Source organism: Chryseobacterium nepalense (genome assembly GCF_023195755.1).
GTDB classification, from domain to species: domain Bacteria; phylum Bacteroidota; class Bacteroidia; order Flavobacteriales; family Weeksellaceae; genus Chryseobacterium; species Chryseobacterium nepalense.
In genome coordinates this window covers 1,848,447-1,875,194 of record NZ_CP096203.1, presented here as the reverse complement: position 1 = coordinate 1,875,194, position 26,748 = coordinate 1,848,447, and the positions used below count along the sequence as shown (strand labels likewise).

At 36.1% G+C, this 26,748-nt stretch carries 24 protein-coding genes and 1 tRNA gene; 9 read left to right on the top strand and 16 right to left on the bottom strand.

All coding sequences use genetic code 11. The annotated features are described in order from the left end of the window. Positions 1 to 23: 23 nt before the first annotated feature. Together M0D58_RS08065 and M0D58_RS08060 are read right to left on the bottom strand one after the other, a co-directional pair. Positions 24 to 1,658: an LIC_10190 family membrane protein gene (locus M0D58_RS08065; RefSeq protein WP_248394827.1), complete on the bottom strand. Its 1,635-nt coding sequence runs from the start codon at positions 1,656 to 1,658 to the stop codon at positions 24 to 26. Positions 1,659 to 1,717: 59 nt separating this feature from the next. Then, the gene (locus tag M0D58_RS08060; protein ID WP_248394826.1) at positions 1,718 to 2,257 is read right to left on the bottom strand and encodes a YMGG-like glycine zipper-containing protein; all 540 of its coding nucleotides are present in this window, start codon (positions 2,255 to 2,257) and stop codon (positions 1,718 to 1,720) included. Between the two features lie 233 nt (positions 2,258 to 2,490). Between M0D58_RS08060 and M0D58_RS08055 the strand changes: the two genes are divergently transcribed. The 3 genes from M0D58_RS08055 (at position 2,491) to M0D58_RS08045 (ending at position 7,590) form a co-directional block, all read left to right on the top strand. Next, positions 2,491 to 2,934, top strand: coding sequence for a hypothetical protein (locus tag M0D58_RS08055; RefSeq protein ID WP_248394825.1), 444 nt, complete (start codon positions 2,491 to 2,493; stop codon positions 2,932 to 2,934). Between the two features lie 135 nt (positions 2,935 to 3,069). Further along, positions 3,070 to 3,360 (top strand): hypothetical protein, encoded by a 291-nt coding sequence (locus M0D58_RS08050; protein ID WP_248394823.1) that lies wholly within the window; start codon positions 3,070 to 3,072, stop codon positions 3,358 to 3,360. A gap of 453 nt (positions 3,361 to 3,813) precedes the next feature. Next, positions 3,814 to 7,590, top strand: coding sequence for a fibronectin type III domain-containing protein (locus M0D58_RS08045; RefSeq protein WP_248394821.1), 3,777 nt, complete (start codon positions 3,814 to 3,816; stop codon positions 7,588 to 7,590). 336 nt (positions 7,591 to 7,926) lie between these two features. Here M0D58_RS08045 and M0D58_RS08040 read toward each other — a convergent pair whose 3' ends face one another. Then, positions 7,927 to 8,103 (bottom strand): hypothetical protein, encoded by a 177-nt coding sequence (locus M0D58_RS08040; protein ID WP_248394819.1) that lies wholly within the window; start codon positions 8,101 to 8,103, stop codon positions 7,927 to 7,929. Between the two features lie 510 nt (positions 8,104 to 8,613). Here M0D58_RS08040 and M0D58_RS08035 point away from each other — a divergent pair. Further along, entirely contained in the window at positions 8,614 to 8,892 is a 279-nt protein-coding gene (locus tag M0D58_RS08035; RefSeq protein ID WP_248394817.1) for a hypothetical protein, read from the top strand. 513 nt (positions 8,893 to 9,405) lie between these two features. On the opposite strand, the gene M0D58_RS08030 is transcribed toward M0D58_RS08035, so the two are convergent. Continuing rightward, a complete protein-coding gene (locus tag M0D58_RS08030) occupies positions 9,406 to 10,353 on the bottom strand; it encodes a hypothetical protein (protein WP_248394815.1) in 948 nt (315 codons plus the stop codon). Positions 10,354 to 10,729: 376 nt separating this feature from the next. Here M0D58_RS08030 and M0D58_RS08025 point away from each other — a divergent pair, with 376 nt between their 5' ends. Together M0D58_RS08025 and M0D58_RS08020 are read left to right on the top strand one after the other, a co-directional pair. Continuing rightward, entirely contained in the window at positions 10,730 to 11,134 is a 405-nt protein-coding gene (locus M0D58_RS08025; RefSeq protein ID WP_248394813.1) for a hypothetical protein, read from the top strand. A gap of 60 nt (positions 11,135 to 11,194) precedes the next feature. Further along, entirely contained in the window at positions 11,195 to 11,656 is a 462-nt protein-coding gene (locus M0D58_RS08020; RefSeq protein ID WP_248394811.1) for a hypothetical protein, read from the top strand. 163 nt (positions 11,657 to 11,819) lie between these two features. On the opposite strand, the gene M0D58_RS08015 is transcribed toward M0D58_RS08020, so the two are convergent. The 4 genes from M0D58_RS08015 to folB all read right to left on the bottom strand — a co-directional run bounded on the left by M0D58_RS08015 (position 11,820) and on the right by folB (position 14,239). Then, positions 11,820 to 11,890, bottom strand: a tRNA-Cys gene (locus M0D58_RS08015). 60 nt (positions 11,891 to 11,950) lie between these two features. Continuing rightward, a complete protein-coding gene (locus M0D58_RS08010) occupies positions 11,951 to 12,457 on the bottom strand; it encodes an RDD family protein (RefSeq protein ID WP_248394809.1) in 507 nt (168 codons plus the stop codon). 13 nt (positions 12,458 to 12,470) lie between these two features. Beyond that, entirely contained in the window at positions 12,471 to 13,835 is a 1,365-nt protein-coding gene (locus M0D58_RS08005) for a DUF4403 family protein (RefSeq protein WP_248394807.1), read from the bottom strand. 35 nt (positions 13,836 to 13,870) lie between these two features. Then, positions 13,871 to 14,239, bottom strand: coding sequence for a dihydroneopterin aldolase (folB, locus tag M0D58_RS08000; protein ID WP_248394806.1), 369 nt, complete (start codon positions 14,237 to 14,239; stop codon positions 13,871 to 13,873). Between the two features lie 221 nt (positions 14,240 to 14,460). Here folB and M0D58_RS07995 point away from each other — a divergent pair, with 221 nt between their 5' ends. Then, positions 14,461 to 14,652 (top strand): bacteriocin-like protein, encoded by a 192-nt coding sequence (locus tag M0D58_RS07995; RefSeq protein WP_248394804.1) that lies wholly within the window; start codon positions 14,461 to 14,463, stop codon positions 14,650 to 14,652. Between the two features lie 62 nt (positions 14,653 to 14,714). Here the strand turns inward: M0D58_RS07995 and nadA are convergent, their stop codons facing one another. From nadA to M0D58_RS07975, 4 genes are all read right to left on the bottom strand, one after another. Then, on the bottom strand, positions 14,715 to 15,734 hold the full coding sequence (nadA, locus tag M0D58_RS07990) for a quinolinate synthase NadA (RefSeq protein WP_248394803.1): 1,020 nt from the start codon (positions 15,732 to 15,734) through the stop codon (positions 14,715 to 14,717). Positions 15,735 to 15,853: 119 nt separating this feature from the next. Continuing rightward, positions 15,854 to 16,420 (bottom strand): guanylate kinase, encoded by a 567-nt coding sequence (gmk, locus tag M0D58_RS07985; protein WP_248394802.1) that lies wholly within the window; start codon positions 16,418 to 16,420, stop codon positions 15,854 to 15,856. A 97-nt stretch (positions 16,421 to 16,517) separates the two neighbouring features. Next, positions 16,518 to 17,375, bottom strand: coding sequence for a YicC/YloC family endoribonuclease (locus M0D58_RS07980; protein ID WP_248394801.1), 858 nt, complete (start codon positions 17,373 to 17,375; stop codon positions 16,518 to 16,520). A gap of 30 nt (positions 17,376 to 17,405) precedes the next feature. Next, positions 17,406 to 17,543 carry a hypothetical protein gene (locus M0D58_RS07975; protein WP_248394800.1) on the bottom strand — a complete coding sequence of 46 codons (138 nt, stop codon included), beginning with the start codon at positions 17,541 to 17,543 and terminating at the stop codon, positions 17,406 to 17,408. Positions 17,544 to 17,560: 17 nt separating this feature from the next. Between M0D58_RS07975 and miaA the strand changes: the two genes are divergently transcribed. Continuing rightward, entirely contained in the window at positions 17,561 to 18,481 is a 921-nt protein-coding gene (gene miaA / locus M0D58_RS07970) for a tRNA (adenosine(37)-N6)-dimethylallyltransferase MiaA (protein ID WP_248394799.1), read from the top strand. 196 nt (positions 18,482 to 18,677) lie between these two features. Here the strand turns inward: miaA and M0D58_RS07965 are convergent, their stop codons facing one another. The 4 genes from M0D58_RS07965 to M0D58_RS07950 all read right to left on the bottom strand — a co-directional run bounded on the left by M0D58_RS07965 (position 18,678) and on the right by M0D58_RS07950 (position 25,857). Next, positions 18,678 to 20,090 (bottom strand): efflux transporter outer membrane subunit, encoded by a 1,413-nt coding sequence (locus M0D58_RS07965; protein WP_248394798.1) that lies wholly within the window; start codon positions 20,088 to 20,090, stop codon positions 18,678 to 18,680. A 267-nt stretch (positions 20,091 to 20,357) separates the two neighbouring features. Beyond that, positions 20,358 to 23,540, bottom strand: coding sequence for an efflux RND transporter permease subunit (locus M0D58_RS07960; RefSeq protein WP_248394797.1), 3,183 nt, complete (start codon positions 23,538 to 23,540; stop codon positions 20,358 to 20,360). Between the two features lie 230 nt (positions 23,541 to 23,770). Beyond that, a complete protein-coding gene (locus tag M0D58_RS07955) occupies positions 23,771 to 24,931 on the bottom strand; it encodes an efflux RND transporter periplasmic adaptor subunit (protein ID WP_248394795.1) in 1,161 nt (386 codons plus the stop codon). A gap of 329 nt (positions 24,932 to 25,260) precedes the next feature. Next, positions 25,261 to 25,857 (bottom strand): TetR/AcrR family transcriptional regulator, encoded by a 597-nt coding sequence (locus M0D58_RS07950; protein ID WP_248394793.1) that lies wholly within the window; start codon positions 25,855 to 25,857, stop codon positions 25,261 to 25,263. Between the two features lie 300 nt (positions 25,858 to 26,157). Here M0D58_RS07950 and M0D58_RS07945 point away from each other — a divergent pair, with 300 nt between their 5' ends. Continuing rightward, on the top strand, positions 26,158 to 26,712 hold the full coding sequence (locus tag M0D58_RS07945; RefSeq protein ID WP_248394791.1) for a thioredoxin family protein: 555 nt from the start codon (positions 26,158 to 26,160) through the stop codon (positions 26,710 to 26,712). Positions 26,713 to 26,748 lie beyond the last annotated feature (36 nt).

Sequence of the window (26,748 nt, the reverse complement as noted above, 5' to 3'; positions counted from 1 at the left end):
TTTATCCATATTTAAAATGAAGGTTATCTGTTCTGCTGATAGGTTTTTTTTATAGAATAAATTACTTTTTCAGCTTCTGCTTTTTGTTCTGGTGTTAATTTTTTCCAGATAAACCCTTGATGTACATTTTTTTCATCTGCCAATTGGGGGAAAATTCCGGCTTTAATATTACTGTAGATATAACTTTCGGAAATAGCAGGAAGCGGCGTATCAAAATTATAGGGATAATTTTTTGAAACATTAAACTTTAAATTACCGATTTTATATGAATTAAAATTATGGTAATGATAGGTGGAAGGTTTGTACAGTTGTTTCAATTCATATTTGCTCATAAAACTTCCGGGTCTGAAACTCGGAAGATAGGTTTTGAGAATATCGGGTATCATTAAAAAACTAATGATAATAGTGCTTAAAGCAAAAAATACAATAAGAGATTTTTGTCTGTTAAAAAAACTTGCCAAAAGCACAAAGAAAATGACAAAAAAAACATCGATAAAGAACCTGTACTGTGCTGAAAAAAGAAGCACTGCGATGCTTTTAATGATAAGAGATATACAAATTAAGGTAATAGTCCTGTTTTTTTTAATAATGGTAAAGACAATAAATATAAGAATACTCACTATAAAGAGTATATTGATTTTTGACTTGATTCCATCTAAAAGATACCAGTTTTTAATATAGTCTGTGAAAGAAAAATTCCTGATTTCTTCATAAGAATATTGCATATCATAGGTTTTCTGAATGGCAAACCGGGAAGATATTTTGAGAATTTCAGGATTTGGCTGCCAATGTACTTCCAAATTCGGGAAAGCGACAGGGAAAATGGGATATCCGAAGGTATATATATTTTTAATGAAAAAGAGCAGAATGACAGCAAATCCGGGTAGTACACTGTTGAACCTTGATTTAATAATGCAAAATGAATATAAAAATCCCAGAATAGGAAGCCATACCATGGTTGGTTTTATAATGAAAACAAAGGATGAAAAGACAAATAAAGAACTTGCTGAAGTATTTCCCTTCATAATTTCATTTAAAATAATTAAAGAAAATACGATTACCGGTAAATCAGGACTTGGTGATTGGGAAAAAAGCAGCAGGACCGGTATAAAACATAATTGGATCCAGCTCTTTTCTTCAATGATATATAAGATATAAACAATAAGTACTATAGAATTGATTCTTAAAAAAGGATCTGAAAAATGAGAGAACCCTGCCTGAAATATATGCCAGACCGACATTTGCCCTAAAGTAATATCAAGATTTGAAATACCTTTTACCATTCCATATTCAGTAAGCCATCTGATGCTGGGAACATAGTAACCGTAATGGTCCAGAACAAAGGGATAGAAAGATGAGCAAAAGACAATGATTATTGAAGCGGTAACAATTATTATACAATCTTTTTTAGAAAATGCGTGGAACTTTTTATATAAATGGTCCCTGAAAAAAAATAAAAGGCCCATACATATTGCAGAAACTTCCACATAAAAATTTAATGGTATGAAGAATGAAAGTATTGTGAAAATAATACTCAATCCTAAAATTCCTGAAAAAGCATGACCCGCAACTCCTCCTGTGTAAGGTCCTAATACAGAGTGTATTATCTTTCCCCAGCCCATGAGGGTGGGAATTAGAATGATTGTAGAAAGGAACATTAACAGCATAAAAAAGATTGCTTAAAAATAAGCAATCTTTCTATTTATTGTGAAAATAATTAACGAGGCTGTACTCTTCCGCTTTTTCTGTCCTGTGCTCTACCTAAAGTATATCCTGTGGCACCACCAATTACACCACCAATAGCGGCACCGGCACCCGGACTTTTCTTGTTAACAATCGCTCCCAACGCGGCCCCGCCGACAGCACCAATAATGGTACCTTTAGCAGCTTCACTCATCCCTTTTTTCTGAGTTGTACCCTGGGATGCACTTGTTCCGCTATTGGCATAAGATCCACTGCTTGAACTTGAGCTAGGTCTGTCTCTGTAAACCGTATGCGTTTCTCTGATTACCTGAGGCTTCGCGTTTGCAGCGGCTGTTTTTGCTTTTTCAACTTCAGCCACGCTGTCTGCTTTTTTTTGCGTTTCGTAAGCTATCTTTTCTTTTTCAATAGCTAATTTTTGTTTTTCTATTTCCAATTGTCTCATCTGGAACTCCATTTTTTGCTGTTCCAAAGATTTTTCGGCTATCTGATCATCTTTTTTACAGGCTGTCAGTGCAAATACTGATAATAATCCTGTTAACACTATAGTTTTCATAATTCAAATTTTAATAGGTCTCAAAGACCAGCTTTGACAGAATAGTATTTCCAATTATGACGCCAATATTTAGTTAAGTGATGTTAAAATTTTAAAAAAAATATTAAATATATTCTAATATATATGCTAAATATGCATTAATAGGGGATTAATAGACATAACTTTTATTTAATTTTCTCTTGGTGTTGAATTAATATAAAAAGGGTAATTTTATAATTCCAAACTATATTAATATGAAAAATACAACTTTTAAATTGATGCTGTTGCCAATATTACTGGCAATGCTTAACGGATGTTCATCCAATGATGATTTTATGGTTCAGGATAAAAAGGTTCCTGTAAGTAAAAAAGAAATTTCTAAAACTCAGAATTACACCATCCGTTATGGATTGATGTCACAAAATGGGACCAAAACTCTTTCAGGAAGTTATGACGTGGGAAATTTTGTAGCTACCAATACTGCTACCGGTGAGTCTTTCGAAACATATGCAGGTGGAGGTTTTCAGGCATTGCCTAAATATTATGAAGGAATTCCTGCGGGCACTTATACCTTTACAGCCATGCAGGGGCAGGGTGGCTGGGTAGGATATGGCTCTGTTACTGGGATTGTATCATCTGATCAGGTAGATGCTGATGGCTATATCACGATATATATTCCTATTATCTGGGAAGAATAATTTTTTTGTCATCTATAGTGTTACTGAGAAATTTTTATAAAATTCGTATCAATTCACAATATTATGATCTCACTCATATTATTATTTAGGTTTTGTGTATAATTTTGACCAAAATCAGACACCAAAAAATTTTATATGAAAAAAGTAATGCTATTAATGCTAGGAATAAGTCTTTTTGCTGTAAGCTGCAAAAAGCAGGAAACGCAGAATGAAAACAACTCTATGAGTGATTCTGCCGGAACAGGAACAATGACTCCTGATAATACAACAACCGGAACGGCAATGGATACCACGGCAAGTGTTAGAGACAGTGCAATGAACCAGGGAAGCGGAACAGGAAACCAGACTACAAGCCCTAATCAGAACAACGGATCTAACAGAGGAACTCAGAGTTCTTCAGGTACCCGAACTGATTCCGCGAGATAAAAGACACTTTTTTAGACCCCATATACCCTTTTTTAAACTCCTCACGACCCTTGAGGAGTTTTGCTTTTATAAAATTTCAGAATTTATTTAAATAAATAGAATTTAATGCACTGTGATTCGAATCATAAACATTATTTTTTTTCATATTTAACTTTGACTTCAGAATTAAATTAATTGATTCTATAAAAATTTTTTTTCATCATTTGTGTTTTTAGGGTCTCCTGTATGGGGATCCTATTTTTTGAACATATTTATACTTTTCGTAATGATATAATTCTGCTTTATTAATAATAAAAGTATGAATAGATCGTTAAGTGTAAAGTAATATAATATTATTTTTGATAAATTTTAGATGGTCATGTTCGGTATTTTTTATAAAAAACATGCTGTTATATGCTTTATATTATCAAAAAACGAATTAGATTTGCAAGGATTAATATTAAATGATAACTTATGAAGAAAATTTCTACTTTTATAGTACTTCTTCTGTGTTTGTTAAATTTAGGCGCCATACCGGATGCCTATGGACAGGCACCTGCAACATTACCGTATTCACAGGATTTTAACACTGCTAACGATTTCACGCTCCTTAACGGGACTGCGACGAACAAGTGGTTTTACGGTGCTGTGACCGGAAATACAGGCAGTTCTATTTATATCTCTGATAATAATGGGACCGCCAATAACTACAATACCAACTCATCGAGTGTTGTGCATGCTTACAGGGATATTACGATACCTGCGGGATCCTCAATCGCCAATTTTTCATTTGATTGGAAAGGAGAGGGAGAATCCGGTTGGGATTACCTGAGGGTATGGCTGGTTCCGGCTACATTTACACCTACTGTAGGTACCCAGATTACCACCGGAACAGGAAGAGTTCAGGTAGGAGAGTTTAATCAGCAATCTACGTGGCAAACATACAGTAATCCCAGTCTGAATATCACAACTTACGCCGGATCAACCATGAGGCTTGTGTTTGAATGGAGAAATGACGGTATTTTCGGAACTCAGCCGCCAATTGCGGTTGATAATATTAATATTAGCATTCCGACTTGTATTATGCCTTCCGGTATGGCTGTTCCCACCATTGGAACTACCACTGCTACTTTAACATGGAATGCTCCTTCACCTGTGCCCGGATCAGGATATGAATATTACCTGAGCACTACCAACACACCACCTACTGCCGCTACACCGGGAGTTGCCAATGCAGGAACATCAGTGAGTCCAGCAGGATTGACTACTTCCACTACCTATTACTGGTGGGTACGTTCAATTTGTGGTGCCAACGATAAAAGTGTTTGGGTAGCAGGTCCTTCATTCTCTACTACTCAGGTGCCGGCTACGATTCCTTACACACAGAATTTCTCTACAGCAAATGACCTGCAGCTTTCTAACGGAACTCAGGTTAATAAATGGGTATATGGTTCCGCAACAGGAAATCCTGCCAACTCATTATATATTTCCAATACCAATGGAACTACCAATGCTTACAATACAGGATCATCAAGTGTTGTTCATGCATACAGAGATATTATTGTTCCTGCGGGAACAACGGATGCTACGTTAATGTTTGACTGGAAAGGAGATGGAGAATCAAGCTGGGACTATCTGAGAGTTTGGATGGTACCGGTAAGTTTTGTGCCTACTGTCGGAACCCAAATTACCACTGGTGGTGGAAGAATCCAGGTAGGAGGGAATATGAACCAGCAGACAACATGGCAAAATTATTTCAATACGGGACTTAACCTAAGTTCTTTTGCAGGAGGCGTTATGCGTCTTGTGTTTGAATGGAGAAATGACTCTTCAGGCGGAACACAGCCTCCTATTGCTATTGATAATATTAATTTGAGTATTCCTACATGTAAAGTTCCGATAAATGTTCAGGTAACAAGTGTAGGGTCTAATACGGCATCTATAAGCTGGACTGCTCCGTCACCTGCACCTGTAGGAGGATATCAGATTTATCTTACAACAACGAATGTACCTCCGATAGCGTCTACTGCCCCAACTTCAACTTCAGCAACGACTTCGGCAACGCTGACTCCTCTAACGCCAAATACAACCTATTATTTCTGGGTGCGTTCGGTGTGTGCAGGGTCAGACAGAAGCTTCTGGGTTGCGGGACCAAGCTTTACCACAACGCAGATTCCTGCTACACTTCCTTATATACAGCAGTTTACTTCAGGAAGTGATTTGGGATATACCAACGGAACCCAGGTTAACAAGTGGGTTTACGGTTCTGCAACGGGAAATCCGGCAAACTCATTATATATTTCCAATACCAACGGAACAACTAATGCTTACAACACGGGATCATCAAGTGTGGTACATGCATACAGGGATATTGCAATTCCGGCAAATACTACGACTGCTACATTCTCATTTGACTGGAAAGCTGAAGGAGAATCAAGCTGGGATTATCTGAGAGTTTGGCTTGTACCTGCTACGTTCATGCCTACGTCAGGAACGCAGATCACTGCTGGAACAGGAAGAATACAGATTGGAGCGAATTACAATCAGCAGTCGACATGGCAGACTGTTCTTAACCCTGCTTTAAATATTTCAAGTTTTGCAGGGACTACAATGCGTCTTGTTTTTGAATGGAGAAATGACTCATCAGGCGGTACGCAGCCTCCTGTTGCAATTGACAATATTAATGTACGTGTTTGCAGCACAGCAACTCCGGTTGTAACGCTTGGAACCCCTACTCATAATTCGATAGTATTAACATGGCCTCAGGATACCGGTGGAGCAAGTTATATCATTAATTACAGACCGCAGGGAACAGGTGCGCCTTGGCAAACCACAAGTGTTGCGGCAGCTCCTTATCCGCAGCCTACTAATACAACGACATTAAACAACCTTTTATCTGCAACATTATATGAAGTACAGGTAATTGCAGTATGTAACGGTAATCAGGGTACACCTTCCAACAATACATTTACTACGAGATGCGATCCTACACCTCCGAATGTTACCATCAGTAATATTACAACCAATTCGGCTTTAGTTACATGGTCGCCTTTGGCAGTAAGCTCACATTATTTCATACGATACAGAATCGTAGGAAGCGGAAACGGTGGTTGGAGTGCAAATATTCCTTTGCCTGCGGCACCTGCCAATACATTCCCTCTTACAGGATTGAATGTGTATACTTCTTATGAAGTACAGATTGCCAATATGTGTGATAATGAAAATACAATGAATCCATGGTCTAATCCTAAAGTATTTACTACGGAAAGAACATGTGAAATTGCTCCTCCGGGATTGACGATTACGAATCTTACCACAACTACGGCGCAGGTTACCTGGGAACCTTTCCCTGGTGCAACGTATGTACTCAGATATAGAAAAGTGGGTATTCCTAGCTGGACAACCGTAACTTCCAATACCAATACAGTTACATTAACAGGTCTTTTGGAGCTTACCCAGTATGAAATGCAGGTAGCAAATGTTTGTAGCGGAACTGCAGGAAATTATACACTGCTGTATCTCTTCACAACGCCTACAATAGTATATTGCCAGATGACAGCTACAACTTCATCTTCTGAATATATTTCAAAAGTGACAGTAACACCAAACGGAAAACCGGAAATGGTAAACCAGTCTGTAGCTTCCAACTACAGTGATTATACAGGTGTAACTGCAAAATTCATTGAATTGATTCAAGGGTCTTCTGATAATAAAATTACCATTGAAAAAAAGATCTCAGGAAATACTAATGCAGGAGTTGCTGTGTGGATTGACTTCAACAGAAACGGATACTTTGATATTGATGAAAGAGTTTTCGTTTCAGGACCTAATAACGAGCAGACGATCACCGGAACATTCTCTGTCCCTATTGATGCATTCATCAGCCTTACGGATTTTAAATATGTTGTAATGCGTGTCGCTCTTCAAAAAGACGGAATTCCGGTGAATTGTACAACTGTCCCGAATGGTGAAGTGGAAGATTATACTGTAAGAATTACTAAGCCGATTGTACCGAATCCTGTAAACCAGGAAGACATCCTGATTTATCCAAACCCGGTAAAAACGGTATTGAACGTAAAAAATATCAGCGCTAAAGCCAATTATAAAATCTATAATGCTACAGGTCAAATCGTATCAACAGGGATTATCCTGAACAATAAGATTGATGTACATACTTTGATTAATGGAGTTTATGTAATTGATATTGATGACGTAAAGGGTACTGCCCAAAAGAAATTTATTAAGGAATAAAAACTCTTTAAATGATATAGTAAAGCTCTCAGAAATGAGAGCTTTTTTATTATATTTTAACATTTTTTAAATGGTTGTTTAATTTTTGAAATATTATATTGTTTCTAAAATTACATCGTAGCCCTTTTAAATAGGGGGATAACGGAAATTTTGAATTTTAAAGATATTTTAAATGACTGATAAAATTTGTTAATTGATAAAAATAAATTGTCTAAAAGACTTTTTAAAAAAAATACATTTCTTAAATTTGCAGTCACTCATGTTTAATTTGAGTTTTCATGGTTATTAGTTTTTATCCTCGTAGCAATACGGGGATTTTTTATATCCAGATTGTTTCTATGTCATCCTGTGCGGGAAATCACGTTCGGCTTTTACAATATAAGAATATTTTAAACCTGGAATTGCTGCTGTAGTGTTTACAGCTTTCATCAGTAAACGATGATGGGGATTTTCTGAAGTCATCAAGAAATTTTTTACTCTCTTCTGCAATTGCAGGTATAATAAGATAATCATAAAGAGTTTTGGTAAAAGCACTTGAGTTTTTAAGAATCAGTTTTTTGTGTTTTAAAGCTTTAGTAAATGTCATCATATAGGTTTTGCTACAAATGTAATAAAACAAAACCGACGGATTATAAAAACAATAGATTATAATCATCATTTTTAATGAAAATAATGTATACATTTGCATTGATTCTCATGTTTAATTGAGTTTTCATGGTTATTAGTTTTTTAGCCCCTGTTTATTCAGGGGCTTTTTTATTTTTATAGATAAATCATTTTAACCATAAAAATTTATTTTCATTAAAACTTTAACACTTTGTCTGTATTGCTGGCATAGTAGTTGAATACTTAACCGCAACTATTAAAAAATCCTTAAAGGAACTTACAATATTCTCGGAGAAATCTGAGAATATTTTTAAAGAAACACCATCACTTAAATATTAATTTTTTCATTTTAATCCTCTGCCGTGGCTGGGGATTTTTTTTACTTTTTAATGTATATCTTTGCATAAAATTATTTAATTGTCTTATATAATCAAAACAACATCAGAAGGCTTAATATACATCAAGGCATCCAGCATTATTAATGTAAAAAAGCCCAATTCTATTGAAGGAGCAAAAATTCTGGGAAAACCGTTGGTGATTAATGTGAATCATATTGGGTTTCTTAGTTTTAATATGGATGGAAATGTTACCTTTTTTATGGCAAGCGGCTTTGAAATATCGGCCAATATATTGTACGAAGAAGCAGAAGAAGCTTTTAACAGTGCCAAAGCCAATGTAGAAAAAATCATACGCTAACGATTAAGTGATCATTAAAAAATAGCTCCTCTCAGGAGCTATTTCTGTTTATTATAATTTTTATCAAGCCAAAAACCGACTTCATTAATTTATCGTATATAAGTTTGTAAATAAACGAACAGCTTAAAAAATATTCAGATTAAAATATAGCTCATCAATTTGAGTTTTTCATGGTTATTAGTTTTTAGTCCCCGGATCATTCCGGGGTTTTTTATGAAATTTTTTATCAATTGGTTTTGAATATCGGAAGGGATAAGAACCCAAAAAACGTCTCTATTCCGGATCATGCAGTACTAATTGAAGATTTTCCTACAATCATTACGCGTGTATAAGATTTTTTTTAGTTATCATGCTATAGTTTCTATGCACATATATGAAGATTTTATACATTACGCATGTATAGAAATAATCAGGTCATCATAAGAAAGCTTTCCAATAGATTAATTCGCCGAAGAAAAGCAAAAACAGATTTATTCTTCATAAATAAACATCAAATAATTAATTGCGATGTTTTTAAGGTAGTGTTTTAAATTTGACAACTTCCGTAGCATAATCGAATTCTTCCCCCGATCTTATTACTTGGAAATCCCTTCCAAGAAGCTGTGATATAACATCTTCTTTACTAACGAAAGTACGCATTATAAAATCATAATATTTTACCATATCAGTATCCTGATATTGAAATATATTAATAATAAGTTGGCCATCTTCAAAAAATCTAAACATTTTGTTGTTAGGTAAATCTAGAATTTTTTCAATGTGTAATATTTTATTTTTTTTAGTAGCTTCATAAAATTCCAATGAAGTATCATTTAGCTGCTTTTTAAGCTCTTCCAATTCTTTTAAATTTTTTCTGTCATTACTTATTATTTTATTATTTAGAATCTTTATTTCATCACTTAACAAAGCTGACTGTTCACGGAAAGATTTTGATTCATTAATGTTTTTAATTTGTTCTTCATTTAGTTTTGCTTTTAATTCTTCTATGGTAGTTTGTAACTCATCAACATACTGATTGTGCTCAACGCCCTCCCGTGCTTCCATTATTTTTTTCTGAGCATCATTTATTTTGATTGCTATATCTCCTTGCCTTTCAATTTGATCGGTAATTTGTATTTTCTTATAATCTGCTCGTTTTTTAAATGCTTTTTTTATAAAAAGTTCATTATACTGATTAAAATACGGAAGAAAAAAAAGGTATGTAACCATTGCTAACAGTGGGTAAACAAGTGTATGACAATAGTCGCTAAAATATTTATTTACGTATAATATCTTAAATTCGATAGAGCCTGTAGAAAATATAAAAAATAATATTGATCTCCAATTTATAACTATCCAAGGTATTGTAAATGCTGCAATTGTGGGATTTTTGAATCTTTCTAAAACAACATTTGTTGCTTCATTCACTATTGAAGTTACGGTAGATGACGCTTTACTTAGTTCTTCTTTTAATTCTTCCATGGTTTTATGTTTAATTTTCGAATATACAAAATATCTCAATCCATTATTACTTCAATTGATTTTCTTACTGGACAGTTAGGCCAATAGGTAATATAGTTATTATAAGTAAATTGAACTTTTTAGCCTAAAATAAAACCGTATCTTTAAAATAAAAAACCATGATCAGAGCAGTAACAGCAGATCATATACTTTTTGATGAGTGTATTGATATTTTTAGACCAGATAAAGAAGATCCAAGATATTCAAAGAGTTGTATGGTATAATACTGTCTCCATTTGAAATAAAATTTGAGTGGGATTTAGGGAACTACACTTTATATCCCTCACAGATTACCTGGATGCCCGGGTCTTATAGAGCTTATGTAAGCGTTGTAAAGATGAAACAAGTTTCAGAAATTTATAGTGATTTATTGCCTCATGCACTTTGCGCTATACTATCGATCACTACTTCTCATCCATTCAAATCCCCTAGAAGTCATCCTGTACCGTTCTATACATCATTTCCTAAATTAGAAGAAAGAGCATTAGTCACTTATGGCTTAACTTATCCCGTCCTCTCTGCGGGACCTGGGACGCTACGAATAGAGATGGATGAAAGAGAAGAATTGTCATTAGCAAGTAATATTCGTGAAATCATTTCTTTACTGAAGACAATTAAATATGATGTATATCGAAAATTTATGCAAAATGCAAGATTAGTACAACTTTCATTAATTAATAAACGGGAAGATTTTGGATTATCTTATCAGTTGCTAGTATCCTCTATTGAATCAGTTGCGTAAATTGCGATTAAACGGGATAAGGTTAAACAAAAGCACCCAAAAGAGTCAGTATGGTCAGAAATGAGTAAGGAGAATGCTGAATTTGCTGAACTTTTTACGGAATTTAAAGCTGCAAGAGGTTCAAATGCTTATCTCATTGAGCGCTATGTTGAATTTATAAAAAGATATGCTCCGTATTTAGAATGGGATGAGTATTTAATAAAAAATAGCGCGATTCAAAGGGAGCAAGATAAAGAGTCTGAAAGATTTTTCGGTGGAAATTTCCCATCAGATTTTAGTGAAAAAAAATTGGAGGAACTTTTACGAAAAACATATAAACATCGATCAGAATATGTTCATCAAGGAAAGCAGCCACCACACACAGATCCCCAATCTAGTTTTTCTAACTTTTTTGAGATTGAAACAAGTTTCTATGATTTTGAAACTAAGGAGTTTATTGATGATGTAATTCTAAATTATAATATATTGTTGGCAGTTACTAAAAACAGCATTATAAATTGGTTAGTTTCCAAACGTGAATAAAATATAAGTTTTGATTTTTTGTGGACCACTTTTAGCTTTTGACTGCTTTCTTATCTCAAAATAATTGATTTCCAACGGTTATCTGTACGCTAAATAAAAACACTTGTTAAGTATATTATCGGGAAACTATAACAAAAAACCTCTCTAATTATAGAGAGGTTTGAGGTACCTAGCGGATTCGAACCGCTGTAGATGGTGTTGCAGACCACTGCCTAGCCGCTCGGCCAAAGTACCATGTCTTTACCATTTTTAGGTGTGCAAATATAACAAAATATCTGATTCAACAAAAATTTTTCAGGCGATTTCTTTCACTCCGATGGTTTCAATTTCTCTTTTCATCTGGGTTTCAGCCGTATATTTTTTTATATCAATCACGCGGGTATCGCTCCAGCTGTCGTGCCAGCCGTTTTCGCCCAGAAAAGATAAGGCATCAAAAGGGACTATTCTTGAAAATGTGCGACCCAATATTTGCATAAATGTCGGTTTTTCTCCATCGATGCTAATAACTTTTGTTCCGGTAATATATTTTGCAGGCGTTCTTCCCAGGTAATATTCCATCAGACAATAATAAGCAAATATGTAGGTAAGATAAATGAGTATAAAGACAAAGTCCATACTTGTATTTTCTTCTTCAAAACTTTCATCTATATTCTCATTAAAAAGAGTGGCATTTAATATACCAAAGATAAAAATTGCCCCATAAAAAATGACCTGGATAAAGATCCTGTCCAGTATATACTCTGCAAATCTTTGCCATTTTGTAGCTCTGTTATTGTCTACTACGCGTAAATATTTTCTCATGTTAGTTATTAGTTTAAATTCCGTTTACTATAAGTTTTAAATTTGCTTTCGTATCAATTACGGCGGTAATTCCAAAAGGATTCATCAGAATGTTTCCGGGTTTTAAAGTAAACACCTTTCCGGACATTTTGAGCCCTTTATAATATTCTTTGTTAAAGGCTTCTTCAATACTTTTCCTAGAAGTGTTTTCAAGATCCTGAGTCGGAATACCATATTCTTCTTCAATCATTTTTACGATTCTTCCCCGGAACAGCAGAGTGGCCGTTTTCTGTAATATATTGGATGTTTTGAGCCTGAATTTGGTTTCAGACAGCACAATCTTCTTTTTGCTCTCATCATATACCGGAACTCCCGAAATATAGGCTGTTCCGTTAACGTATCCTTCTGTTTCCGCCTCTACCATTACGCGGTTGTCTTCACCATATACTTTTATATCCTTAATCTTTACCGAAGAACCTCTTACATCATATTCTTTATTCAGGAACATATTCCGTGCAATGGCCGTTGCTTCCGTAAAAGGAACATTTGCTGTGGTCTGAAGCAGAAACTGGTCTTCCAGCGAAGCAACAAAGCCAAAATCCGGAGCTGATTTTACAAGCTCTGAAGATTCGGGTTTACGGCCGGTATAAGTTTCCGAATATATATCTATTCCCAGACTTGTATTGATTTGATTGGCGTAAAACTGCAATGGTGTAATATGAACATTAATCGGTGTAATTTTCAGCCAGGTATTGTATTCTTCAGAAACCTGAAAGGGATTTGCAAAAACATTGAAGGCCATAACGGCATAATTCTGAAAGTTCAGCTGTCCGGCCATTTGCTGGTCAATCGTTGTGCAGAATTTCTTTTGTTGTTCCACAAGGCTTTTTTCTACCAGCGACGTGATAGGGATTTCGATTTTTCCAAAATCCAGCACGGGTTTTGTCACCCATCTGAATCCGTTAGGATGGGTTTGTGTAAGAATTGTCCAGTTATTTTTTAAACTGATGGAAGTATTGAAAGACATCACCGTTTCAAAAGTTGTGCTTTGGTAAGTATACAATCCGAGGGTTCCAATTCCTTTTTCTGCCCATATTTTTAAGGGGACCTCAATCAGAATGTTTTGGTTGGTACCCCCAACAAGACGTATCGGGCGTGTTTTCCATACTTTCACTTTAAACTGGTCGTTATTGTTGTCAGTATAAGAATCATCCTGGTAGATGAGATCTTTTACAGAAGCATTGATGATGTTGCTGATCTGAGATAGGGGAATGATTACCGGCATGGTAATGCTGGATTTTAGCTTCGGGAAATTGTAAACAGGCACCTGATTATCTGAACCAGTCTGACCGCAAACGGTAATAAAAGCTAAAAGAAATAATATTTTTATGAATTTCAATTCTTTGTATAATTTTAAACGAAAATAATAATTTTTTAATTATCGGGTTTAAAACTTTTTTCCAGTTCGATGCTTGCCCCCTTCATTTCACCTTTCATCGGCGGTGCGGTTTTGGTGATTTTCAGTCGGATATAGGAAATTTCCGGGAATTTTCCATGAATCTTTGAAATAATTCTTCCGGCTACATGTTCCAGCAATTTAGATTTGATTTTCATTTCGTTATGAATAATTTCATTAACATCTGCATAACTGATCGTATCTTCTAGATTGTCTGATTCTGCCGCTTTCCACAGATCTGTGTGGATTTCTGTATTCAGAATATAATAAGTTCCGATGATGTTTTCTTCCGGTAAAACACCGTGGTAGGCATAAATTTTTACATCTTCAAGATATATTTTGCTCATCTTTTTTTAAGCAAAAATCGTTTTAATTCTTCAGAATTCCAGTGTATTTTCATATTTTTTGTCTTATTTAATTATTTTAAAACACAAATTCCAGTGTAGCATCACCTTTCGGTTTATTACTATTCAGATCTAATAACAAATGTTTGTGTTAATTATTTTCAATATGTTATCATTTCTCAAAAATAATATTAAATTTATAAAATTAACTAAATCAATTTATTATGAAAAATTTTAAAAAATTAAGCAGACGAAATTTAGAACAGATTAATGGAGGAGCGGGTCCTAAAAGCTGTAATGAATGCCCTCAAGGTTCCAATTTTACTTGTGATGAATACTGGGCACTTTCAGAGTTTTGCAGAAACTGTGTTCTTATCAATTCTGAATGTTATGTTCCTGGTCCGAATGATCTTTAAATAGTGAAATTCGATGAGAATAAAAATGCCCCAATAAGTCTTACTTTTTGGGGCCCTTTGTTTTATTTTATACTTTTAGAAAGATCAAGCATCGCTTCAATAGGCTTTAATGCTTTCAATCTTAATTCTTCGTCAATAATGATTTCCGGAAGCTCATATTTCATGCACAGATAGAGTTTTTCCATGGTATTTCTTTTCATGTAAAAACATTCCGAACAATTGCAGGTTTCATCGAAAACCAGTGCCGGAATCAGTTCTTTGTGAGGTGCACGTTTTTTCATTTCATGAAGGATGCCTTCTTCCGTAGCAATAATAAATTTCTGGCAGTCGTCCTGTTCTACATAATTAAGCAGTGCGGAAGTGGAACCGATAAAATGAGCCAGTTTTAAAACCGCTTCTTCACTTTCCGGGTGGGCAATAAGCTTGGCATCGGGATTTTCCGCCAGCTGTTTCGCAATTCTTTCCATAGAGAAAGCTTCGTGTACGATACAGCTTCCATCCCAGAGAATCATATCACGGCCGGTTTTCTGAGATAAGTATCTTCCCAGATTTTTATCCGGAGCGAAAATAATCGGACGGTCTTTCGGTAGTGCTTCAATTACCGTTTCCGCGTTTGAGCTTGTCACGATAATATCACTTTCAGCCTTTGTTTCCGCATTACAGTTGATATAAGTTGCTACCAACGCATTTGGATGCTGCTCACGCATTTTTCGCAGTCCTTCTCCGGAACATCCGTCTGCTAAAGAACATCCCGCCATCGTGTCCGGAAGAACAACTTTTTTTGTAGGATTAAGAATTTTTGCAGCTTCGGCCATAAAATGTACTCCGCAGAAAACAATCATATCTGCATTGGTGTCTTTTGCCTGTCTTGCCAATTGAAGTGAATCGCCAAGAAAATCAGCAATATCCTGAATTTCTCCGGGCTGGTAATAATGTGCTAAAATCACTGCATTTTTCTCTTCTTTTAACGCAAGAATGGCTTTTACAAGCTCTTCTCCCTGAGGAATGGCAATATCTTTTATATCCAAAAATCCTCTTACGGGAATTGCAGATTTAGCTTTTTCTAATGTTTCGGTACTCATATTTACCTCAATGTTTTAGAATTAGAAATTAGAAGTAAGAAATTAGAAATCAGAATTTGAAAATGTTTGAAGTGTATGAGCCATCAAACTTCCGTCATCCAACTTCAGGCTTCCATCCTTTAACTTCCAATAAAATTTTTTATTAAACTTTCTATTTCTCTTTTTGCTTCGTCAAGATCATTATTGATCACGATTTTATCAAACTCTTTTGCATAAGACATTTCTTCTTCAGCTTTTGCCACGCGGGTTCTGATGGTGTCCGCATCGTCCGTATTTCTTGAAATCAATCTTCGCTCCAGTTCATCAATGGAAGGCGGTTCGATAAAAATCGACAATGCCTGCTCTCCAAAATATTTTTTAAGGGAAATCCCGCCTTTTACATCAACGTCAAAAATCACCACTTTCCCATGATTCCATATTTTTTCAACTTCGGATTTTAAGGTTCCGTAGTATTTGTCGGTATACACTTCTTCAAATTCTACAAATGCATCTTCCGCAATTTTTTGCCTGAATTCATCAGGCGTTAAAAAATGATAATCCACCGCATGAACTTCGCTTCCTCTCGGCTGCCTTGTTGTGCAGGAAATGGAAAACTGCAGTTCTTTAAATATTTCCAGTGAATGTTTTACCAGTGTCGTTTTTCCGCTTCCCGAGGGCGCTGAAAATATGATAACTTTATTGTTCAAAGTTTTTAGTTTAAAGTTTAAAGTTTCGTTCGTAATTCAAAGCATGTGTTTTATATCAAAGCTTACAACCTTGAATTTTAAACATTAAACCCTGAATTTAAAGTACATTTAACGTTTGTTCTTTGATTTTTTCCAGATCATCCTTCATCATCACTACCAGCTTCTGAATTTCAGAATGATTGGCTTTTGAACCTAATGTATTGATCTCACGGCCTATTTCCTGAGAAATGAATCCCAGTTTTTTACCGTTAAAATCTTCATTGTCCATTACTTCTTTATAGTATTTAAGATGTTGGGAAAGCCGTACCTTCTCTTCGGAAATATCCAGCTTTTCCGTGAAATAAGCCATTTCCTGATAGAATCTGGTTTCATCTATATTTTCGAATTCTTTTAAAGATTTCTGATAACGCTCTTTTACAGCAGAGATTCGTTCTTCTTCAAAAGGAATAACTTCGGAAAGGCTCTTTTCAATATTCTGTATGTTTCTTTCCAGCTCTTCATGCAGGATTTTACCTTCCGTTTTTCTGAATTCTCCAAACCGGTCGACCGCAGCATGTACAATTTTAGCCAATGCTTCCCATTCTCCTTCCGAAAGTTCATCGGGCCTTGAAGTGATGGCATCCGGTAATCGTACTGCCATTTTCAGATATTCGAAATCGGGGCCGTCTGAAGCGATGTTGCGAAGTTCGCTGATGTAAGAATCAATTAAATTTTTATTAATTTTCACATCCGTAGATTCTTCAAGATTCTCAAGGTTAATGTAGCAATCCACTTTTCCACGGATAATCCTGTCGTTGAGAATTTTTCTGATCTCAAATTCTTTTTCTTTATAGCGTAAAGGGATTTTAATATTCAAATCAAAGCTTTTGCTGTTCAGTGACTTAATATCTATGGTAATCTTTTTGCCTTCAAAAACACCTTCGGCTCTACCGAAGCCGGTCATTGATAAAATCATAGTTTTTTATTGTTGTACAAAGATAAACATTTAAGTGTATAGTTTAGCTAAAGTAGTAAGGATGGAAGTTAGATGCAGGAAGCGGGAAGATTGTCTTGGATATAAATGACCTCCAATTTTAACTTCCATCTTCAGGCCTCCATCTTCCAGCCAATTAAGTAAACTCATTTTCGTAAATTAGCTTCGTGAAAAATAAAACTTTAATTTCTGTTGTAGGCCCCACCGGAATTGGAAAAACGAGACTCGCAATTGATCTGGCGAAACATTTCAACACGGAAATTATATCCTGTGATTCCCGACAGTTTTTTAAGGAAATGAAGATTGGCACTGCTTCACCGTCAGAAGAAGAACTGGCGGAAGCACCTCATCATTTTATCGGTAATCTTTCGGTGGAAGAATATTATTCGATCGGGCAATATGAGGAAGATGCTTTAAAAAAACTCAATGAACTTTTTGAAAAATACGATACGGTCATTTTGGTTGGCGGCAGCATGATGTATGAAAAAGCAGTTATTGAAGGCTTAAATGATCTTCCGGAAGCCGATGAAGAAAATCAGAAAAAATTACAGGAAATTCTGGATAATAACGGAATTGAAAAACTTCAGGAAATGTTGAAACAACTCGATCCTGAATATTTTTCCGTGGTAGATATTCACAATCACAGAAGGCTTTTACGGGCAATTGACGTTATTTGGCAGACCAATAAAAAATATTCTGAACAAATTGCTGTTTCACAGGATTCCAGAGATTTTAATACGATTCGAATCGGAATTGAAGCGCCAAGAGAAGAATTGTACGATAGAATCAACAGGAGAGTGGATATTATGATGGAGAAAGGGTTATTGGAAGAAGCAAAAAGTTTAGAAAAATTTAAATATATGACGGCTTTAAATACGGTTGGTTACGCTGAATTATTCAAATATTTTGATGGCGAATGGGATCTGGATTTTGCCGTTTCAGAAATCAAGAAAAACAGTCGAAGATACGCAAAACGCCAATTGACCTGGTATCGGAAAGCGGATGATATTCATTATTTGCCGTTGGGATATTCTCAGGAGAATTTTAATGAGGTGATTGGGTATATTAATGAGCAGTTTCAACAGTAAATATGTCGCATACTTTGTCATTCCGTAGGAATCTAAGCAACAATTTTTAAATTAATTTCTACAAACACAGTCTAGATTCCACGCTACACTGCGTTTCGCTCTGAATGACAATTCGGATGTTAAAATACTCTTCAAATAAAAACAAAAAATGCAGCCCCGAAAGACCGCATTCCATTAACAATATAATTTAAATTTACTACTTCCAGCCGCCACCTAACGCACGGTACAAATCTACAATGCTGCTTAATCGTTGTCTTTTTACTGACGCTAAATTAAGTTCTGCCTGCAGAGAATTTCCCTGAGCGGTTATCACTTCTAAATAGTTTGCCATGCCGCCTTTGTAGAGCATTTCGGCACTTTTAATTCCGTTTTTTAACGTTGCCGCCTGTTCGGCTGCCTTTTGTTCCTGAACCTTCAGACTTTCATTAGAAACCAAAGCATCTGAAACTTCACCCACTGCATTCAAAACAGATTGACGGAACGCCAATACATTTTTCTCTCGCTGAATTTTAGCAACATTTAAATCCGTTTTCAATTGTCTTTTCTGGAAAATAGGCTGAGTCAATCCTCCTAAAACAGATCCGAATAATGAAGCCGGAATCTGGAACCAGTTGTCAATTTTAAATGAATTTACGCCTCCGTTGGCGGTGATTTTCAAAGAAGGATACATATTGGCCTGCGCAATTCCGACTATTGAGTTGGATTCTAACAACACCAGTTCCTGCTGACGGACATCCGGACGACGACTCACCATTGCTGCCGGAAGTCCTGCGGAAATTTCCTGTGGTAAAGAGGTTTCGGACATCTCAATCGTTCTGCTGATTGTTCCGGGATTTTCGCCCACCAGAATACTTAATGCATTTTCCTGAATGGCGATATTTTGCTCCAATTGCGTGATCAATAGTTCCGTCGATTGCTTTTGTGCAGTGGCCTGCTGAACTCCCAAAGAGGTCGTGTCACCGCTTTGCCATAACTTTTCTGTAAGAGCAAGGGTATTATTGCTTAATTCTAAGTTCGATTTTGCAATCTGCATTTGTTTATCAAGCATTAATAAATTATAATATCCCTGAGCTATCGCTGCAACAACTTGTGTCTGAATGGCTTTTGTTGCTTCATACGTCTGCAGGTACTGCATTCGCGAAACTTCCTGTTGGTTTTTTATTTTCCCCCAAATATCGGCTTCCCATGATAAATTGAACGCTGCATTGTAATCTTCAACATAGCTTTTTCCTAAAAATAAGTTTAAGCTTTGCCCATTCATGCTGTTTTTTGAAGGCTTTGAAATCTGTGCAGAAACGCCGAAACCAACGTCAGGATATTGAAGATATTTCGCCTGTTTTAATTTTTCCTGTGAAGAAGCAACCTGCTTCAGAGCGATTTGTAAATCGTAGTTGTTTTTAATTCCTTTTTCAATCAATGTTTGTAACATCGGATCGCTGAAAAACTGTCTCCATTCCAGGTTGGCAACACTTGCGGTATCTGCTGTTGCAGTATATTTGAATGTTTCGGGCAGCTCGAGCTCAGGCTCCGTGTATGCCAGTTTGGACACACAGGAGACCGAAGCTAAAGCCAGTCCAAAAGTGATGATGATATTTTTTATTCTTTTCATAGTTTTTAAACTTTTAATTGAATGCAAAACTTTGAGAAATTGTTTTGTTATAAATTTTTTCAACGCAAAGAAATATTTAATGTGGAAATATTTGAGTGAGCAAAGTTTAATCAATTTAAATTTGATTTGAATAAGCGTACTTTAATCTTTAGCTTCATCAGCGACTTGTCGCTTTCTGTACTCTTCAAAATATTTGGTGTTAATAATTAAATCTTTGCGTTTAAAATCTTAGTCTAAATTTTTCTCAAAGCTTTGTTAAGCATATTATTAATGAGTTGTAGCTAAAAGTTCAGCTTCCAGTTTTTGTCTTTGAAGTCTTTTCTTTTTTCTGCTTGGCATTTTTTCATGTAAATACTGGAAGATCACAAACATCACAGGAATAATGAAAATCCCGAATACAACGCCTGTCAACATTCCGCCAACGGTACTGAAGCCGATTGAGTGATTTCCTTTTGCAGAAGCTCCCTGCGTAAATACAAGCGGCAACATTCCGACAATGAATGCGAATGAGGTCATTAAGATCGGTCTTAAACGCAATCTTGACGCTTGTAATGCGGATTCCAGTAAGGATCTTCCTGCATTTCTTCGTTGTACAGCGAACTCTACAATCAGGATTGCATTTTTCGCTAATAATCCGACGAGCATGATCAAACCAACCTGAACGTAAATGTTATTATCAATTCCTGCCAATCCTGTGAAAGCAAATACTCCAAAAATCCCTGTTGGAATCGTTAAAATAACTGCGAAAGGAAGAATATAACTTTCATACTGAGCAGCCAACAGGAAGTATACAAATAAAATACTTAACATAAAGATAAACGCTGTCTGTCCGCTTGTTTTAATTTCCTCACGGGTAATCCCTGTCCATTCGTATCCAAATCCTCTCGGAAGAGATTTTTCTGCCACTTCTTCCACTGCTTTGATGGCGTCTCCGGTACTGTAACCAGGTTTTGGTGTTCCGTTGATGGTCACTGCGTTGAATAAGTTGTTTCTTGTCACCGTTTCAGGGCCGAAAGCTCTTTTTAAAGTCACCAGTGTTTTCACAGGAACCATTTCGCCTGATTTATTTTTAACATAAATTCCTTCCAAAGAATTGGCATCTGTTCTGTAAGGAATATCCGCCTGAGCCATTACCCTGTAGTATTTTCCGAATCTGTTGAAATCTGAAACGAAGCTACTTCCATAGTAAATCTGCATCGTCTGCATTAATTCTGTGATGGAAACTCCAAGCTGATTGGCTTTATCACTATCAACCTCGATCGTGAATTGTGGGTTTCCGGCTGCATAGGTTGTGAAAGCAAAAGCAATTTCCGGACGTTTCATCAACTCTCCGATGAAGGCTTGTGTTGTTGTCCCTAAATTTTCCAAAGAACCGTTGGTTTTATCCTGAAGCATAAATTCAAAACCGGAAACGTTACCAAATCCCTGAACGGTAGGGAAGTTGAAGAAGAATGCGCTGGCATCTTTTACCTGCGAAACTTTCCCTGTCAATGCTGCTGCAATTTGATCAGGATCAGTTACTTCGCCACGCTGGTCGTGATCTTTTAATTTAATGAAACCTGCAGAGTATGGAGAAGCATTGGCATTACTGATGAAGTTCAGACCGTCTGCCACCCAAAGGTGATTTTTAGCTTTTTCACCATTGATAATTTGATCGATTTGTTCGGTTGCTCTGTGGGTTCTGTCCAATGAACTTCCCGGAGGTGTATTCACCGCATATAAAATAAATCCCTGGTCTTCTGTAGGAATAAATCCTGACGGTGCTTTTTTAATTAAGAAAATACTTGCGGCAGTAATTAATACCAATCCTCCTACGGCAACCCATTTATTTTTAATTAAAAATTTAAGGCTGTAAATGTATTTTTTAGTTAAATTATTAAAGCTAACATTAAATGCATTAAAGAATCTTGCACCAAAGCCTGTTTTTTTACCGTGCTCTCCGTGCTCACCCTGAGGATCATTTAGGAACATCGCACATAAAGCAGGACTTAATGTCAATGCATTCACCGCAGAAATCATAATCGCAATAGCTAATGTAAAGGCAAACTGTCTGTAGAAAACTCCCGCAGGACCCTGCATGAAGCCAACCGGAATAAATACAGCACACATCACCAATGTAATGGAAATAATAGCTCCGGAAATTTCACTCATTGAGCTCATTGTTGCGTGCTCAACTGGCATTCCTGTATGTTCCATTTTAGAGTGAACAGCCTCTACCACAACGATGGCATCATCCACCACAATACCGATGGCGAGTACCAATGCGAACAGGGTCAACATATTGATACTGAATCCAAATAGCTGAAGGAAGAAGAACGTACCAATGATCGCTACCGGAACGGCAATCGCAGGAATTAAAGTAGATCTGAAATCCTGAAGGAAAATATACACTACGATAAATACCAGAATAAAGGCAATGACCAACGTTTCAACCACTTGATGAATAGAAGCATCCAAGAAGTCTTTGGAGTTGTACATGATGATTGGTTCAACACCTTTCGGAAGGGTGGTTTTAAACTGATCAACCTGCTTTTCAATTTCAGTTAAGATTTCGTTGGCATTAGATCCAGCGGTCTGCATAATCGCAAAACCTGAAACCGGTTTTCCGTCAACTCTGTTGGCTGCTGTATAAGTATAGGAACCAAATTCTACTCTTGCCACGTCTTTCAGTCTCAGGAAAGATCCGTCGCTGTTGGCTTTGATGGCGATGTTTTCGTAGTCTTCATTTTTGTTTAATTTACCTTTATACTTTAAAATATATTCGTACGTTTCCTTACTTCCCTGTCCAAGACGTCCGGGAGCTGCTTCAAGGTTATGATCCTTCACAGCGTTCAAAACTTCCTGTGGAGAAAGATTGTTGGCTGCTAATCTGTCCGGCTTCAGCCAGAGTCTCATGGAATAATCTCTCGTTCCGAAAACCTGCGCCTGGGCAACACCCGGAATACGCTGGATTTGTGGAATAATATTGATTTTCAAATAGTTTTGTAAGAAAAGCTCGTCGTATTGTTTAGGATCATTACTGGTTAATCCCATAAACATGATCATACTGTTCTGAACTTTCTGTGTGGAAATTCCCGCCTGTACAACCTCTTGCGGAAGTTGACTCATGGCTTTCGATACACGGTTTTGCACGTTTACCGCTGCATTATCGGGATCAGATCCCTGTTTGAAAAATACGCTCAGCGTCATGGTACCGTCATTACTGGAGTTGGAAGTCATGTAGGTCATGTTTTCCACACCGTTTACCGCTTCTTCGATAGGAGTTGCTACCGAACGGGCTACAACTTCCGCATTCGCACCCGGATAAAACGCGGTCACCTGAACACTCGGCGGCGCAATATCCGGAAAGAGGGCGATGGGTAAATTAAAGAGCGACAAAGCACCCAATAATAATAGTATGATGGAAATAACCGTTGAAAGTACCGGTCTTTCTATAAATTGTTTTAACATAAGAAGTTTATTTTTTAATGTTGTTTAAACGATATTTTTACCACAAAAGGCGCAAAAGTATATCTTGGGTTTAAAGATGAATTGCTAATGTTTTAAAGTTCACAAAATGAAAATCAAAGATTTTCTAAAACTCATGTGTTCTTATTATAGCGAATGATTTAAACTTGATGTGACTTATGTGTTTAAAAGCTTTTGTGACTTTTATGGTTAAAAAGGAAAAGTTTAAACTGTTACAAAGGTCTTGCTTTCAATAAACTATCAGAAGAAATAGTTTTTGGCTGAATGGCAACTCCATCTTTCAATACACCGATTCCTGTGAATACGATTTTATCTCCTTTCGATAATCCTTCAGAAATAAAATAGTAGCTTTCTGTTTTTCCGGATATGGTTACCGGTTTTCCCGTAACCTTTTTATCCTTCCCAACTACATAGACGTACGTTTTATCCTGAATTTCGTAAGTGGATTCCTGTGGAATCACCAATGTTTTATCGAATAGCTGTGGCATACGAACTCTGCCTGTATTTCCGGTTCTCAAAACTCCGTTTGGATTCGGGAATACGGCACGAACGCTAATGGCTCCGGTGGTTTTATCGAATTGTCCGTCAACAATGCTCATTCTGCCTTTTTCAGTATAGATGCTGTTATCGGCGATTACCAAATCTACCAGTGGCATGTTTTTCAGTTTTTCATTTAGAGTTGCTCCCGGATATTTATTCTGAAAAGCAATGAAATCCAGTTCGCTTAAAGAAAAGTATGCATAGATTTCGCTGATATCAGACAGTAACGTCAATGGATTGGGATCTGTTCTTGAAATCAGGCTTCCTTTTTTATAAGGAATTCTCCCGATATATCCGCTTACCGGTGCGGTAATGGTTGTAAATCCTACATTGATTTTTGCGCTTCCAACAGAAGCTCTTGCCTGTGAAGCGGCTGCCACTGCGGCGGCATAATTTGCTTTTGCGGTTCTCAGCTGTACCTCGGAAACCACTTTCGCGGAAACAAGAGGTTCAAGGCGGTCGACTTCTACTTTCGCTTTCTGAATGTTGGCATTGGCAACCTGTAAGTTGGCTGTTGCCATATTCATCTGTTCGCCGTAGCTTCTTGAATCTATTTTGAACAGAGGCTGTCCGGCTCTTACATAAGCACCTTCTTCCACATAGATTCTATCTAAATATCCGTCAACCTGAGATCTTATTTCCACATTGTTTTTTCCTTCCAATGCGGTAGGGAATTCCTGGTAAACAGTTGCTGGTGAAGTGATAACGGTATAAACCGGAAGCTGTGGAGGTGGCGGAGCTGCGTTTGATCCTTCTGCTGCTTTGGTACAACTTTGTAAAAGGATAATGCTTGCGATGAGTACAATAATCCTCGTTTTTCCAAATATTTTCATTTTGAGTTTAAATTTTTAATGAAGTGTTAAATAAAATAATAAAGTTTTAATTTAATATCTGTTATATTTCCTAACGGTGTTAATGAACTATTAAAAAAAATATACAGAAATTTAATATTGGCTTTAAGCAGTTGTTTTCATAATGTTTTTAAAAAGATTGATTTAGATTTAACGTGTTACTTTTTCTAACGGTGTTAATTTAAGTGTAAAAAAATCTACAGATAATTCTAATTTTACATGATAGTTTATTTTAAATGTTTCTTTGTGAAAAGTTTATATTAATTCGGTGTTAATATTCCTAACGGTGTTAATTATAAATTCAAAAAAATTTATAATGACTTAATGAAAGCAGAAACAGTTTCATCCAAAGTCGTTTTATTCATCGTTGAAGGAATATCATCATTGCGCATCATCATGATGGAAATCAGTCCATGAACTGCTGAGAATAATGCGTGAGACATATGGCAGGCATTATCAGTATTGGATCCGTTTTTTTTGATGATTGCGTATGTGCATTCGTAAAGCATATCCTGAAACGACGAAAATTCTTCTTTCATCATTCCTTTTCCGCTACACTGCATTCCCAAACCAAACATCAGCTGGTAGTATTCTTTGTTTTTGAATGCAAACTTCCAGTAAGCATCTACAATAGCTTTCAACTGATCTTCAGGATTGTCGTGTTCTCTCTGAGCTTTCAACAGTTCAATGTGTAAACAATGAAAACCATTCAATGAAATTTCATATAAAATAGCTTCTTTATTTTCAAAGTGATCATAAACTACCGGCGCACTGTACTCAATAGCATCGGCAATTTTTCTCATGGAAAGTGAAGCCCAGCCTTCGGTTTTAGCCAAAGAAAAAGCCGCATCCAGAATACTGGCACGTATATTTTCTTTTTCTCTTTGGCGGCGTTCATGTAAGCCCATGATTTTTATATTACTAACAGTGTTAGCAAAACTACAAACTTTTTAACATAACTTCCAAACAAATTTTTAGGTTTAACTTTTGAAAGAAGGTTTTGAAGGACTTTAAAATTTGGCTGGATGCTGGAAGAATGAAGGCTAGAAGTGATATCAGATTGTTAATCTTTTAATTATTGTAAAAATTAATATACTTTATAGCCCAATTCAATCGACTAGAATTTAAAATTTCCAACTTTCCACATCCATCTTCCTTACTAGAATAATCAAGAAAATCTTTTATCTTTGTGAGCAAATAAAAAAGTTATGAATACTCCCTCAAATATGATTGATTTAGGTACAAAAGCACCTTTTTTTGAACTTCCTAATCCTTCAAAAAGCAATGAAATGCAGTCACTGGATGATCTGAAAGGAGAAAAAGGCACCTTAGTGATCTTTATGTGCAATCATTGTCCGTTTGTACTTCATGTTATTGACAAGTTAAATGAACTGTACGAAGATTATAATGAAAGAGGAATTGAATTTATAGCCATCAACTCCAATGATGTCGAAAAATATCCTGCAGATTCTCCTGAAAAAATGATTGAATTCCAGATTGAAAGAAAATTTGATTTTCCTTATCTGTATGACGAAAGCCAGGCAATTGCAAAGGCCTATGATGCCGCATGTACTCCGGATTTCTTTTTCTTCGATGAAAAGCTGGATCTTATTTACAGAGGGCAGATGGATGATTCCAGACCGGGTAATAATAAAGATGTAACTGGTGAAGATCTTATTATTGCCTTTGAAAATCTTTTGGCGGGAGAGCCTCAGGAAGAGATTCAGAGACCAAGCATGGGCTGCAATATCAAATGGAAATAATTAAATTATAACCTGATTTTAGATGATTTTTCAGTA

Excerpts from the sequence above, each read along its gene's own strand:
- M0D58_RS08065 (WP_248394827.1), bottom strand. The coding sequence starts at position 1,658 with ATGTTCCTTTCTACAATCATTCTAATTCCCACCCTCATGGGCTGGGGA.
- M0D58_RS08060 (WP_248394826.1), bottom strand. The coding sequence starts at position 2,257 with ATGAAAACTATAGTGTTAACAGGATTATTATCAGTATTTGCACTGACA.
- M0D58_RS08055 (WP_248394825.1), top strand. The coding sequence starts at position 2,491 with ATGAAAAATACAACTTTTAAATTGATGCTGTTGCCAATATTACTGGCA.
- M0D58_RS08050 (WP_248394823.1), top strand. The coding sequence starts at position 3,070 with ATGAAAAAAGTAATGCTATTAATGCTAGGAATAAGTCTTTTTGCTGTA.
- M0D58_RS08045 (WP_248394821.1), top strand. The coding sequence starts at position 3,814 with ATGAAGAAAATTTCTACTTTTATAGTACTTCTTCTGTGTTTGTTAAAT.
- M0D58_RS08040 (WP_248394819.1), bottom strand. The coding sequence starts at position 8,103 with ATGATTATCTTATTATACCTGCAATTGCAGAAGAGAGTAAAAAATTTC.
- M0D58_RS08030 (WP_248394815.1), bottom strand. The coding sequence starts at position 10,353 with ATGGAAGAATTAAAAGAAGAACTAAGTAAAGCGTCATCTACCGTAACT.
- M0D58_RS08025 (WP_248394813.1), top strand. The coding sequence starts at position 10,730 with ATGAAACAAGTTTCAGAAATTTATAGTGATTTATTGCCTCATGCACTT.
- M0D58_RS08020 (WP_248394811.1), top strand. The coding sequence starts at position 11,195 with ATGAGTAAGGAGAATGCTGAATTTGCTGAACTTTTTACGGAATTTAAA.
- M0D58_RS08010 (WP_248394809.1), bottom strand. The coding sequence starts at position 12,457 with ATGAGAAAATATTTACGCGTAGTAGACAATAACAGAGCTACAAAATGG.
- folB (WP_248394806.1), bottom strand. The coding sequence starts at position 14,239 with ATGAGCAAAATATATCTTGAAGATGTAAAAATTTATGCCTACCACGGT.
- M0D58_RS07995 (WP_248394804.1), top strand. The coding sequence starts at position 14,461 with ATGAAAAATTTTAAAAAATTAAGCAGACGAAATTTAGAACAGATTAAT.
- nadA (WP_248394803.1), bottom strand. The coding sequence starts at position 15,734 with ATGAGTACCGAAACATTAGAAAAAGCTAAATCTGCAATTCCCGTAAGA.
- M0D58_RS07980 (WP_248394801.1), bottom strand. The coding sequence starts at position 17,375 with ATGATTTTATCAATGACCGGCTTCGGTAGAGCCGAAGGTGTTTTTGAA.
- M0D58_RS07975 (WP_248394800.1), bottom strand. The coding sequence starts at position 17,543 with ATGAGTTTACTTAATTGGCTGGAAGATGGAGGCCTGAAGATGGAAGTT.
- M0D58_RS07965 (WP_248394798.1), bottom strand. The coding sequence starts at position 20,090 with ATGAAAAGAATAAAAAATATCATCATCACTTTTGGACTGGCTTTAGCT.
- M0D58_RS07960 (WP_248394797.1), bottom strand. The coding sequence starts at position 23,540 with ATGTTAAAACAATTTATAGAAAGACCGGTACTTTCAACGGTTATTTCC.
- M0D58_RS07955 (WP_248394795.1), bottom strand. The coding sequence starts at position 24,931 with ATGAAAATATTTGGAAAAACGAGGATTATTGTACTCATCGCAAGCATT.
- M0D58_RS07950 (WP_248394793.1), bottom strand. The coding sequence starts at position 25,857 with ATGGGCTTACATGAACGCCGCCAAAGAGAAAAAGAAAATATACGTGCC.
- M0D58_RS07945 (WP_248394791.1), top strand. The coding sequence starts at position 26,158 with ATGAATACTCCCTCAAATATGATTGATTTAGGTACAAAAGCACCTTTT.